Source organism: Streptomyces sp. NPDC003943 (genome assembly GCF_053605265.1).
Window position 1 is genome coordinate 1 of record NZ_JBSGIW010000142.1, and the last position, 12,386, is coordinate 12,386.

Consider the following 12,386-nt stretch of genomic DNA (forward strand, 5'->3'; position numbering starts at 1 on the left):
GCTCTTCAGGGTGAGTGTCTGGGCGCGCACGATCCGGGAGGTGCCGGCCCAGCCGATCAGTCCGATGACCAGGATCGTCGACGGCGCGGACGCCGCCCGGCTCGGCCTGCCCGGGAAGCCCGATCCGGCGCTCTTCCTGCTGGCCGCGGACCGGCTCGGCACGGCACCGGGCGCCGCCGCCGTCGTGGAGGACGCGCTCGCCGGCGTCGAGGCGGGCACACGCGGCGGCTTCGCCCTGGTCGTCGGCGTGGACCGGGCGGGAACCGCGACCGCCGCCCTCCACGAGCACGGCGCGGACCTCGTCGTCCCCGACCTCGCCGACCTGCCCGCGGCCCTGGGGGGTACGGGGTGACCACGACCTGGCAGTGGGAGTACGACCGGTACGACCCCAAGCGGGAACGGCTGGTCGAAGCCCTGTGCACCCTCGGCAACGGCCGCTTCGCCACCCGCGGCTCGGCCCCCGAGACCGCCGCCGACGAGGTCCACTACCCGGGGACGTACGCCGCCGGCGTCTACGACCGGCTCACCTCCCACGTCGCCGGGCGGACCGTCGAGAACGAGGACATCGTCAACCTGCCCGACTGGACCCGGCTGCGCTACCGCTGCGTCCCCGACGGCGAACTGCCCGGGGAATGGCTCACGCCGGACGCCCCCGGTGTGCGCCACCACCGGATCCGCCTCGACCTCGGACGCGGTGTGCTCACCCGTGAGACGCTCTACCGCGACGCCCTGGGACGCGGCCTCGGCGTCACCCACACCCGGATCGTGCACATGGCGATCCCGTGCCTGGCGGCCCAGCGGACCGTGCTGCGCGCCTACGGCTGGACCGGCCACGTCGAGGTGGAGTCCCGCCTCGACGGGGCCGTCGTCAACGCCGGCGTCGCCCGCTACCGGGAGCTCGACGGGCACCATCTGACGGGACACCAGACGGGCTTCGACGCCTCGGGCACCGCCTGGCTCACCTGCCGTACGAGGACCTCGGGCACCGTCGTCGGCCTGGCCGCGCGCACCACGACCCTGCCCTCCGGCGCCGCGGACACCGCCCGCACCAGCCCTGCCGGCACCGTCCAGGCATTCCGGCTGCCGATCGCACGGGGCCGGTCCGTGACCGTGACCAAGACCGTGGCCCTGCGCACCTCGCTGGACCGGCCCGCCACCGATCCGGTCGCGACCGCCCGCGAACAGGTCGCCCGCGCCCCGGACTTCCCCGCACTGCTCGCGTCCCACCGAGCGGCCTGGCAGCGCCTGTGGGAGCAGGCCGAGGTCCACGTACCCGGGGAGACCGCCCGCATCCTGCGCCTGCACCTCTTCCACGTGCTGCAGACGCTCTCCCCGCACACCGCGGAACTGGACGCGGGCGTGCCCGCGCGCGGACTGCACGGCGAGGCGTACCGGGGCCACGTCTTCTGGGACGAACTCTTCGTCCTGCCGTACCTGTCCCTGCACTTCCCCGAGGTGGCCCGCGCCCTGCTGCTCTACCGACACCGACGGCTGCCCGCCGCCCGCGAGGCGGCCCGGCGCGCGGGCAGAAGAGGAGCGATGTACCCCTGGCAGAGCGGGAGTTCGGGCCGCGAGGAGACACCCGAGCTCCACCTCAACCCCCGCTCGGGCCGCTGGCTCCCGGACCGCTCCCACCTCCAGCGCCACGTCGGCTCGGCGATCGCCCTCAACATCTGGCGGTACGCGAACGCCACCGGCGACACCGGATTCCTGTACGGGCCCGGCGCCGAGACCCTCCTGGAGATCGCCCGCTTCTGGGCGAGCGCGACCACCTTCGACCCGCACCGCGACCGGTACCGGATCCTCGGCGTGATGGGACCGGACGAGTACCACGACGCCTACCCCGACGCGGCCGCACCCGGCGTCGACGACAACGCCTACACCAACGTGACCGCCGCCTGGGTGCTCGCCCGGGGGACCGAACTGCTCACCCTCCTGCCGGCCGGCCGCGCCGCGGAGCTGCGCGAGCGGCTCGACCTCGACGACACGGAACTCGACCGGTGGCGGGACATCGAACGCCGCATCCACGTCCCGTACCACCAGGGCGTCATCAGCCAGTTCGAGGGATACGGCCGGCTCGCCGAGCTGGACTGGGCCGCATACCGCGCCCGCTACTCCGACATCCGCAGGCTCGACCGCATCCTGGAGGCCGAGCACGACAGCGTCAACCGCTACCAGGCGTCGAAGCAGGCGGACACCCTGATGCTGGGCCAGGTCTTCCGCCCCGCCGAGCTCCACGCCCTCTTCACCCGGCTCGGCTGCCCCCTGGACGACCTCATCTGGCGGGCCACCGTCGACTACTACCTGCGCCGCACCAGCCACGGCTCCACCCTGAGCAGCCTCGTGCACGGCTGGGTACGGGCCCGCGAACAGGGCCCGGACGCCTGGCGGTACTGCGAGGAGGCCCTGCGCGGCGACGTGACCGACGTACAGGGTGGCACGACCGGGGAGGGCATCCACCTGGGGGCCATGGCCGGCACCCTCGACCTGGTGGAACGCGGCATCACCGGGGTCGGGGCGGATGCGGACGGGCTGCGGATCGACCCCGTCGCACTGAGCGAGATCCCCCGCCTCTCCTTCCGGCTCCGCTACCGCGGTCACCACGGGATCAGGCTGCGCCTGCTGCCCGGGCGGATCGGGGTCACGGCCCCCACCGCCGGCCCCGGACCACTGCCCCTGATCCTGCCGGGCGAGCGGCACGTCACCATCCTGCCCGGTGAGGAACGGTGGTTCCGCCGGTGAGCCGCTGTCCGCCGGTGCGTGCCTGATCGGCGCAGCCGGACCGGCGGCCCCGCGGACACCGGGCCGGCGCCCGCCGGACCAAGGCCGTCAGACGAAGTCCAGCACGTCCGTCGCCGGCCTGCGGGGCGTGGCGCGGCCCGGGGGGCCGTAACCGATGCGGATGATCATGTGCACGAAGCCCAGCGCCGACAGCGGATCGCGCGCCACCGCCCGCAGCTCGGGCCACTCCAGCGGCTGCGAGATCATCGAGGTGGCGAGCCCGTCCAGGGTGGCCTGGAGCAGCACGCGCTGCATCCCCTGGCCGGCCCGCAGCCAGTCGGCCGGCCCGTCGTCCTGGGTGCCGAGCAGCACGATCTGCGGCCGTTCCTCGAACCGCGCCGACTCCCGGTCCGGGACGCTCCGCGAGGTGTCGAAGTCCCGGACGGGGGCGCTTATCCCATACTGCCGCGGCCCGATGGCATACGGCGGGATGCCCTCGACCGCCGCGCCGGGCTCGTCCGCTTCCTTGTGGACCCAGGCGGCGAGTTCGCCGCGCAGCGTCGAGTCCATGGCCTCGAAGAGCTCGGCGTCGTGCACGAGGTCGAGCACCGTGTCGGTGTGCCAGGGGCCCGGCGTGACCAGTCGGCACCCTTCGAGCACCGCGGCCGACCGCAGCCCGTCGACGACCTCCTGCGGGACGCGTTCGTCGGAGTAGGGGAAGCGGCTCGTGTGGCGCCGCCGCAGCACCGGCTGGAGCAGGGCGAGATCGTCGTCCGCCCCGGGGTCGCGGGGCCTGCGGAGCGTCACCTCCGCGAGGTACATCGGATTGCCGGGATCCGGCAGACACCGCACGGACGCGGCCCAGCCCCGCCAGGCCGCCGCCACCCGCAGATTGAAGACGGCGGCGGCGCACCCGATGTGAAGGGCGCGATCGCGCGGGTCGGCGCGGGGAAGCGTGCGGGCGGGATCGCCGTACACCTCGACCGTGTCGCCGCCCACCCGGTGGAGGAAGCGCCACGGCTGCGCGTTGTGCATCGAAGGGGCGGTCACCGCGTCGTCGACGAGCGAGGTGACGAGCGCCGCGTCGGGGTGGTGGAGTGCCATGACGGTCCGTCCTGTCCGGGGGAGCATCCCCTCACCCCCTCACTCTCCGCGCGCCGGCCACCGCCGCAACAGGGCCGAACGGTCCTCGGCCGGGACCGGACGGTGCCCGTGTGGACGGCGCGGGTGGCGCGTGCGGCCCAGGCCGCGTGCCGACGCGTCCGGGCGCGGGCGCGGACCCGCACGTGCGCTGTTCCGGCGGGGCCGTCCGGGTGAGCGAGCACGTCTTCCGGAACCCCCCCGGGCGCCGTGCCGCCGCGCCGGCGGGCCGGGGCGGTCCCCGCGTCAGGGCTCGGGCTCGCCGTGCCAGTGATGCTGCTCGTGCGCCTGCTCGTGCTCGTGTGCCTGGGCGGCGATCACGGCGGCCTGCACCCGGCGCTCGACGCCCAGCTTGCCGAGGAGCCGGGAGATGTGGTTCTTGACCGTCTTCTCCGACAGATAGAGACGCTTGGCGATCTGCACGTTGGTCAGCCCCTCGCCGATCAGGTCGAGCACCCCGCGCTCGCGCTCGGTCAGCGCCGCGAGCCGCTCGTCCTCCGGCTGCCTCCCGGCCTGCGGGTCGCGCAGCGAGCGCATCAGCCGGGCGGTGGTGGCCGGGTCCAGCATCGACGCCCCGGTGGCCACCGTGCGCACCGCCGCGACCAGATCGGCCCCCTTGATCTGCTTGAGCACATAGCCGGCGGCCCCCGCCATGATCGCGTCGAGCAGCGCGTCCTCGTCGTCGAACGACGTCAGCATGAGACAGGCGAGATCCGGCATACGGGACCGCAGCTCCCGGCACACGGCGATGCCGTCGCCGTCCGGCAGGCGTACGTCGAGCACCGCGACGTCCGGCCGCAGCGCCGGTCCGCGCGCCAGGGCCTGCTCGGCCGAAGACGCCTCCCCGACCACCGCCATGTCGGGCTCGTCGTCGATCAGGTCGCGCAGACCCCGGCGTACCACCTCGTGGTCGTCCACGAGGAAGACCCGGGTGAGCGGCGCGGGTACTTCGGTCATGCCGGACCCCAGTCGTCGGCGGGGCGACAACCCCGTCCCTGCCCCGATGAACCAAGGGTGTCCCAGCCGGACCGGTCCCGCACGCGCTGGGAGCGGCCGGATCAGGCGGCGCCGTCCTCGCCGCCGCCGAGCGCCAGCCGGACGTCCACCACTCCCTCCACGGCCCGCACGGCCCGGGCGAGCAGCGGCACCAGAGCCCGGTCGCGCAGATCACCGTGGAGCGTGGCGACGCCCTCCGAGACGGTGACCCCGATCCGCTCCGGAGACGCGAACTCGTCGAGCACCGCGCGCCGGATCTCCTCCTCGATCTCCGGGTCGGGACGGAGGAACACCTTCAGCAGGTCCCCGCGGCTGACCACGCCCTCCAGCATGCCGAGCCCGTTCACCACGGGCAGACGCTTCACCCGCCGGGTGGCCATGATGCGCGCGGCCTCCGCGAGCGTCGCGTCCGGGTGCACCGTGACCGCCGGAGTCGACATGAGCTCCCCGGCCCGCAGCGCACCCGCCTTGAGGGCGGCGGCACGCTCCTCCGGGAAGAGCGGGTCCTCGGCCCGGAACTGTTCCTTCGGCAGCAGATCCGCCTCCGACACCACCCCGATCACCCGGCCCTCGCCCTCCAGGACCGGCAGCGCGCTCACCTTCCACTGGTCCATGAGCGCGACGATCTCGCGGTAGCCGGCATCACGTCCGACGGCGATCGCGGTGTGGGTCATGACGTCACTGACGGTGCGGGGCGTGGCGGGCATCGTGTCCTCCTGAGGCCGGCGTCCTCGGGTTCCCCTTCCAGTGTGGACGCGGACCCGGGCGACGGGGCGAGGGCCGGTCGGACCGGCGAACGAGGGCTGTTCGGCCCTCCTCTCGCGTCCACGGACGATGAATCGGTGTCAACTCCAGTGACGCGGAGGCCCGTACGCTGCTGCTCGCCGGCCGCGGTCACGCCGCCGCAGGCGCCTCAGCTCACCGCCTGCTTCACCAGAGCGGCGATCCGCTCCTCCACCTCGGGGGTCACCTCCGTCAGGGCGAATCCGGCCGCCCACATGGTGCCCTGGTCCAGGTTCGCCTGGTCGCTGAAGCCGAGCGTCGCATAGCGGGACTTGAACTTCTCCGCGCTCTGGAAGAAACACACGACCTTGCCGTCCAAGGCGTAGGCGGGCATCCCGTACCAGAGCCTGGGCGCGAGGACCGGGGCGTTGGCCGTGACGACGGCATGGACCCGCTCGGCCATGATCCGGTCCGAGTCCTGCATCTCGGCGATCTTCTCGAGCACGTCCTGCTCGGCCAGGGCCGCCTTCTCCGCGGCCGACGCCCGGCGGGCCGCGGCCTTCGTCTCCTTGGCGTGCTCCTTCATCGCCGCCCGCTCCTCGGCGGTGAACCCCTCGTACGAGCTGTTCTCGCTGCTGGTCATGGTGCCTCCCGTGGTCGTCGTCCCGGCCGGCCGGCGGCTCCGGCCCGGCCCGGCCGGCGTGGTCACATCTTCACCCACCCGGCGGAGACGTGACCACGGAATGCGGCACGACGGGTCCGGCGCGCGACCGGCGCGAGAGGTGGACCATGGTGCAGTAGGCGGGAACGTGTTCGCGGGACCCGGGTCGGCCGTCCGTCCGGAGGAGGAACCATGAACAGTGAGACCCCGGAGATGCCCGGCCGGCCGGAGCTCGGCACCGTCGTCGTGGGAGTCGACGGATCCCCGGCCGCGCGCACGGCCGTGCTCTGGGCCGCCGCCGAGGCGGACCGCCGCGGCCGCCCGCTGCGCCTCGTCCACGCCGCCGACACCGACCGCCGCGCCCTCTTCTACGCCGACGGCGAGGCGATCCAGGCCGTGCGCGAAGCAGGGCGCGACCTGCTGATCGAGACGGCGGAAGCGGTCCGGGAACGCTTCCCGGACCTCGACGTCACGAGGGAACTGAGCCGGCAGGAACCGGTCGCCGGGCTCAGGGCCGCCGGCGGCAACCGGGGAACCATCGTGGTGGGGAGCCGGGGTCTCGGCGGTTTCGCGGCCCTCATGCTCGGCTCCGTGGGGCTGGGCGTCGCCGGGCACGCGGAGGTGCCCGTGATCGTCGTACGCCCGGACGGCGAGAGCGCCGAGACGGGCTCGGTGACGGCGGCCGTGCACGGCGCCGACGATCTCGGATGGCTGCTCCTCGCCGCCGCCGAGGCGGACGCCCGCAAGGCCGAGCTGCGGCTCGTGAGCGTCTGGAACGTCCTCGCCCGGATCGGGAACGCCCGGCAGCGCGAGCACGAGGTGGAGGCGCTCGCCGACCGCGTACGCCAGGTCTACCCGCGGCTGACCGTCGGGCACCGCGTCGAGACGGGCACCAGCACCCCCGGAATCCTCGTCGAGGCGAGCGGTCACACCGATCTCATCGTGATGGGCCGCGGCCACCGGGCACTCGGCGTCGGCCCGGTCCTGGGACGTGTCGCCCACAGTCTGATCCACCACGCCCACTGCCCGGTGGAGATCGTCCCGCCGTCCTTCGTGACGCGGGCCGACGTGACGCGGGCCGAGGAGACGTGAACGACGCGCTCGCGTTCACGTCACCGGGGCGGCCGATGCGGAGACTCCGAGAGCCGCGGGACCGGTGTCCGCGCCGTCCGAGGGCGTGGAAGCAGCTCCCAGGAACGCGGTGAGGAGCAGTCCGAGCAGCGCGATCACCGCGAGGACGACCAGAACCGCTTTCCGGCGGCTGCTCCGCGGGCGGCCCTGGCCGGGGTCAGGGTCGGGGCCGGGGCTCGGACTGTGCACGGGGCTGGAACCGCGGCTGCCAGGAGGCCCCGGATCCTGCGGGAACTGCTGGTTCAGCGTCGCCATCCGCATGTCGAGTCCGGGATCGTCCCGCACGAGATGGCGTTCGATCTCCGCAAGGGCACGCCGGTCGTCGGTGGAGTGACCCATGGCGGCCTCCTCTGCCTGACACGAGGACACGGTGGTCCTGACGATGTCCGCAGTTTCAGTGTGCGCGCGCACGGGGCGCCCGGACACTCGGGCGCGGACGCGGCATCCACGCGACGAACCGGGGTACACCTGCCCATACTGGGGAGGACGACAGCCGTCCAGGGTGCGTAGGTACCGGAATCGCGGTGGCGATGCAGCAGGTGCCCTTCGACGAAGTGACGACCAGCGCCGCCCGGGACGCGGGCGGGTGGCTGGGGGCACTGCCGGTCGCCGTCGTGGCCACCAGCGCGGACGGGGCGATCGTCCGCTGGGACCACGCGGCCGAGGACCTGCTCGGCTACACCCCGCACGAGGTGCTCGGCCGGCACATCGCCGACCTGCTCCATCCCGGCGCCGACCGTGGCCTCGGCCGGTCGCTGTGGGAGGGCGCGGCCACCGGGCGCGGGATCATGGGCATGGTGACCGCCTGGCACAAAGAGGGGCGCCCGCTGGAGCTGGAGATCTGGGCGTGCCCGGTCCCCGCCCGGCACCGGGGCGGCACGACGGTGCTGGTGTTCGCCGCCGAGGCGGAGGCCGCACGACGGATCCGGGGCTCGTCGGCGGTGTGGGACGGACTGTTCTCCCGGTCCCCGGTCGGCATCGCCGTCCTCGACACCGAGCTGCGGTTCCTCCGCGTCAACCCGGCGCTCGAGGCGATGAACGGACTTCCGCAGGCCGCTCACATCGGGCGCCGCCTCGTCGAGATCCTGCCCGACGTCAACGCCGCGGACATGGAGAGCGCGATGCGCCGGGCCCTGGACGAGGGCCGAGCGGTCCTGGACTCCCGCCGTACGGGCCGCACCCCGGCCGACCCGGACCACGACCACGTGTGGTCGGGGTCGTACGTGCGCCTGGAGGACGCCGACGGCCGCCCGATCGGGCTGGCCGCCACCCTGATCGACATCACCGCCGAGCAGCAGGCGCAGCTCGAAGCCGAGGCCGGCCGGCGCCACCTCGCCCTGGTCAACGAGGCGACGCTCAAGATCGGCACCAGCCTGGACCTGGAACGCACCGCGCAGGAGCTCGCCGACGTCGCCGTACCCGACCTCGCGGACGCGGTCGCCGTGGACGTCCTGGAGACCCTGGCCACCGGCGGCGACCTCGGCGCCGGCCTGGTCGGGGGCACCACACTGCGCCGGCTGGCCAAGTCGCCGCTGACCGGATCGCCCGTCACGGCCGTTCTCGCCCCCCTGGGGCGCACGCTCTCCTTCCCCGCCAACGCGCCCTACACCCGGGCGCTCGGCGCACGCCGCCCGTTCGTCGTCCCCGACTTCGACGAGCGGGCCATCGCCTCAGCGGCCGGCCACTCCACCGTGCCCGCGGAGCTGCTCCGGCTGGGCGTGCGCTCGTTCATGATGACGCCACTGCTCGCCCGCGGCGTGGTGCTGGGCCTCGCCACCTTCTACCGGACGCGACCCGTCGGCCCCTTCACCGAGGACGAGGTCGCCCTCGCCGGTGAACTCGCGGCTCGCGCCGCGGTCTGCGTCGACAACGCGCGTCTGTACCGTCGCGAACACGACACCGCCGCCGTACTGCAGCGCAGCATGCTGCCGCAGCACATCACCCCGCCGGCGGGCATCGAAGTGGCGCACCGCTACCTGCCCGCCAGCGACGTCAACGAGGTCGGTGGCGACTGGTACGACGTCATCGCCCTGGACGACGGCAGGGCCGCACTCGTCATCGGCGACGTGATGGGGCACGGCACCGCGGCCGCGGCGGTGATGGGGCGGCTCTCCGCGAGCGTCCGGGCCCTCGCCCGCCTCGATCTCGCCCCCGAGGACATGCTGTACCAGCTGGAAGCAGCCCTGAACGATCTCGCCGAACCGATGCTCGCGACCTTCCTGTCCGTCGTGGTCGACCCGGCCGACGGCCACTGCCGCATCACCCGGGCCGGCCACCCGCCCCCGGCGGCCGTCTTCCCCGACGGCACGGTCCGCCTGCTCGACGTACCGCCGGGCCTGCCGCTGGGCGTCGGCGGCATGCGCTTCACGACCACCGATGTCACCCTGCCCCTCGGCAGCCTCCTCGTCCTGTACACCGACGGCCTCGTGGAGGCCCGCAGCAGCGACATCGACGCGCGCCTCGGCGAACTGACCGACCTGCTCGCCGAGCCCGTCCCGTCCCTGGCCGCCCTCTGCGACCGCCTGCTCACCCACCTCGTCCCGGCCGCGGCGGACGACGACATCGCCCTCCTCGTCGCCCGCATCAACACCGGGGGCTGAGCGCCACGGGCCTGGCGCCCCCGTGCCCGAGCGCCGGCCGGTCCCGGAGCCGGGATCGGTTCAGCCGACCCAGGTACGGGTGAGCCCCTGCACGGCGGAGCCGTCGAGGTCGGCCAGCGTGGTGGCGACGAAGTCGCGGGCCCACTGCGAGGTCTGGACGCGGAAGGGCGGGCGGTCGGCGGTCAGGGCGTCGATGATCGGGGCGGCGGCCTCGGCCGGGGTCTGGGCGTTGCCGAAGGACTGCTGGGTCCGGGTGATGTACGCCTGGAGCGCCGGGGCGTAGGGCCCGGCGGCCGCGAGCAGGGCGGGCACGTCGAGGCCGAGGTTGGCGACGAACTCGCTGGCCACCGCGCCCGGTTCGACCACGGTCACGTCGACGCCGACGGTGGCGGCGACGGGCGCGAGGGACTGCATGAAGCCCTCGACGGCGAACTTGGCCGCGCAGTACGCCTCGTTGAAGGGCTGGCCGACGACGCCGCCGACACTGGTGACGGTGATCACCCGTCCCCGGGCGGCCCGCAGGTGGGGGAGCGCGGCGCGGGTCGTGGCGACCACGCCGAAGAAGTTGACCTCCATGGCCGCGCGGACCTCGTCGAGGCTCATCGTCTCGACGGTGCCGACCTGGGCGGCGCCGGCGTTGTTGACCAGGGCGTCGAGGCGGCCGTGCTCCGCGACGACCTCGTCCAGGCAGCCGGTGACGGTCTCGGGGTCGACCACGTCCAGGCGCTTGACCTGGATGCGGTCGGCGACCCCGTTCTCGACGGCGGCCTTCATCAGGGCCTCGGACCTGCCCGTGTCGCGCATGGTCGCCACGGTCGTCCAGCCGGCCCGCGCGGCGCCGATCGCCGCGGCCAGGCCGATGCCGGAGGACGTGCCGGTGATCAGGACGGTCTTCTCGCTGGTCTTCTCGCTGGTCATGAAGGGGTTCTCCCGTCAGGAGTGGGCTGACGTCGACGATAACCGGGGAACTCCCCGTTTCCTTGGAACCGTAACCGGAGAGTTCCCCGTTTGTCCAAGTAGACTGATCACCTGACGAAGGGAGCAGTCTTGACCGCCCAGCCGAGCCCGCTGCGCGCCGATGCCCGCCGCAACCGGGAGCGCATCCTCGAAGCGGCCGTGCGCGCGTTCTCCGAGAGGGGCGCGGACGTCCCGATCGACACGATCGCCAAGGCCGCGGGCGTCGGCTCGGCCACGCTGTACCGCCACTTCCCGACGCGCGAGGCGCTGGTCGAGGCCGCCTACCGCAATGAGCTGGCCCGGGTCTGCGACAGCGCCGCCGAACTGCTCGCCGACCACCCGCCCGACCGGGCGCTGCGCCTGTGGATGGACCGGTTCATCGACTACCTGGCCGCCAAGCACGGCATGGCGGACGCGCTGCGGGCCGCGGTCGCCTCCGGCGCCGACCCCTTCTCCGAGACCCTCGACAGGCTCGGCACGGCGATCGGCACCCTGCTGCACGCCGGCACCGAAGCAGGCCTCCTGCGCGCCGACGTCGACGCCTTCGACGTCGGCCTCAGCCTCGCCGGGGTCGCACTCGTCACCAGCGCTCCCGACCAGCGCGAGCGGGCGGGCCGCCTCCTCGACCTGCTCCTCGACGGGCTCCGCCACGGCACGGACCGGTAACCGGGGGCGTACGCACGGGTGGAGACGATGTCCACCCGGGGCAGACCCCAGGGTTGACGTGGGGGAGCGGGGCCGCGGCCGAGCATGGCGGTATGAGTACGAAGGACTGGTTGATCGACATCGCCCTCGTCGGCGTGGTGCTGCTGCAACTGCGCGGTCGACGGCTGACGGTGAAGGCGCTGCTGCTGCCCCTGGGACTCGTCGCCTGGGCGGCGACGACGTACCTGCGCGCGATCCCGACCTCGGGCAACGACCTCGTGCTGATCATCGGCACGACACTGATCGGCCTGGCGCTGGGCGCGGGCGCCGGGGTGCTGACCCGGGTCTACCGCGACGACGCCGGCCGGGTCTTCGCCCGGGCCACGGCCATGGCGGCCGTCCTGTGGGTGGTGGGCTGCGGCTTCCGGATGGCGTTCCAGCTGTTCGCCACGAACGGCGGCGGTCAGGCGATCGGACGCTTCTCGGCCGCCCACCACCTCGACCCGACGGCCTGGGCCCCGGCGATCCTGCTCATGGCCGTCGCCGAGGTCCTCGCGCGAAGCGGGATCATGGCCTGGCGGGGCCGGGACGCGCTGCTCGGCCGGAACCCGAGTACGACGGGCGGCCGGTGAGCGACACCCCGCGGCAGGCCCCGGACCACGCCCCGCGGCGCGCGCCGCGCCTGCGCGGCCTCGACGGGAGCCGGACGCGGCATGCTGGACCGGTGCTTACCCACGATCGCCGCCCGGACCCGGGCGAGGCTTCCCGGGGGGCGGCGGGGGGGGGGGGGCGGCGCCGCCCCGGCGCCCGGG

Annotated in this window: 12 protein-coding genes; 6 read left to right on the forward strand and 6 right to left on the reverse strand. The window is 74.0% G+C overall.

Annotation, left to right across the window (positions count from 1 at the left end; genetic code table 11):
- A partial coding sequence (locus ACWEV0_RS34255; RefSeq protein WP_453153714.1) for an HAD family hydrolase occupies positions 1-352 on the forward strand: 352 nt, incomplete at its 5' end.
- On the forward strand, positions 349-2,742 hold the full coding sequence (locus ACWEV0_RS34260) for a glycoside hydrolase family 65 protein (protein WP_453153715.1): 2,394 nt from the start codon (positions 349-351) through the stop codon (positions 2,740-2,742). The genes ACWEV0_RS34255 and ACWEV0_RS34260, both read left to right, overlap by 4 nt.
- Positions 2,743-2,829: 87 nt before the next feature.
- On the opposite strand, the gene ACWEV0_RS34265 is transcribed toward ACWEV0_RS34260, so the two are convergent.
- From ACWEV0_RS34265 to ACWEV0_RS34280, 4 genes are all read right to left on the reverse strand, one after another.
- Positions 2,830-3,825 (reverse strand): Acg family FMN-binding oxidoreductase, encoded by a 996-nt coding sequence (locus tag ACWEV0_RS34265; protein WP_453153716.1) that lies wholly within the window; start codon positions 3,823-3,825, stop codon positions 2,830-2,832.
- Positions 3,826-4,107: 282 nt separating this feature from the next.
- A complete protein-coding gene (locus ACWEV0_RS34270; RefSeq protein ID WP_453153717.1) occupies positions 4,108-4,818 on the reverse strand; it encodes a response regulator in 711 nt (236 codons plus the stop codon).
- Positions 4,819-4,919: 101 nt separating this feature from the next.
- Positions 4,920-5,564 (reverse strand): CBS domain-containing protein, encoded by a 645-nt coding sequence (locus ACWEV0_RS34275; protein WP_453153718.1) that lies wholly within the window; start codon positions 5,562-5,564, stop codon positions 4,920-4,922.
- Positions 5,565-5,770: 206 nt separating this feature from the next.
- Complete coding sequence (locus ACWEV0_RS34280; protein ID WP_453153719.1) at positions 5,771-6,223, reverse strand: iron chaperone; 453 nt, start codon at positions 6,221-6,223, stop codon at positions 5,771-5,773.
- 210 nt (positions 6,224-6,433) lie between these two features.
- Here ACWEV0_RS34280 and ACWEV0_RS34285 point away from each other — a divergent pair, with 210 nt between their 5' ends.
- The gene (locus ACWEV0_RS34285; RefSeq protein WP_453153720.1) at positions 6,434-7,333 is read left to right on the forward strand and encodes a universal stress protein; all 900 of its coding nucleotides are present in this window, start codon (positions 6,434-6,436) and stop codon (positions 7,331-7,333) included.
- A gap of 15 nt (positions 7,334-7,348) precedes the next feature.
- On the opposite strand, the gene ACWEV0_RS34290 is transcribed toward ACWEV0_RS34285, so the two are convergent.
- Positions 7,349-7,711, reverse strand: coding sequence for a DUF3040 domain-containing protein (locus tag ACWEV0_RS34290; RefSeq protein ID WP_453153721.1), 363 nt, complete (start codon positions 7,709-7,711; stop codon positions 7,349-7,351).
- A 191-nt stretch (positions 7,712-7,902) separates the two neighbouring features.
- On the opposite strand from ACWEV0_RS34290, the gene ACWEV0_RS34295 reads away from it, so the two are divergent.
- Positions 7,903-9,972, forward strand: a complete 2,070-nt coding sequence (locus ACWEV0_RS34295) for a SpoIIE family protein phosphatase (protein ID WP_453153725.1) — start codon at positions 7,903-7,905, stop codon at positions 9,970-9,972.
- Positions 9,973-10,032: 60 nt separating this feature from the next.
- Here ACWEV0_RS34295 and ACWEV0_RS34300 read toward each other — a convergent pair whose 3' ends face one another.
- Positions 10,033-10,890, reverse strand: a complete 858-nt coding sequence (locus ACWEV0_RS34300; protein WP_453153722.1) for an SDR family NAD(P)-dependent oxidoreductase — start codon at positions 10,888-10,890, stop codon at positions 10,033-10,035.
- 129 nt (positions 10,891-11,019) lie between these two features.
- Here ACWEV0_RS34300 and ACWEV0_RS34305 point away from each other — a divergent pair, with 129 nt between their 5' ends.
- Positions 11,020-11,595: a TetR/AcrR family transcriptional regulator gene (locus ACWEV0_RS34305; protein WP_453153723.1), complete on the forward strand. Its 576-nt coding sequence runs from the start codon at positions 11,020-11,022 to the stop codon at positions 11,593-11,595.
- A 92-nt stretch (positions 11,596-11,687) separates the two neighbouring features.
- Positions 11,688-12,206 carry a hypothetical protein gene (locus tag ACWEV0_RS34310; protein ID WP_453153724.1) on the forward strand — a complete coding sequence of 173 codons (519 nt, stop codon included), beginning with the start codon at positions 11,688-11,690 and terminating at the stop codon, positions 12,204-12,206.
- Positions 12,207-12,386 lie beyond the last annotated feature (180 nt).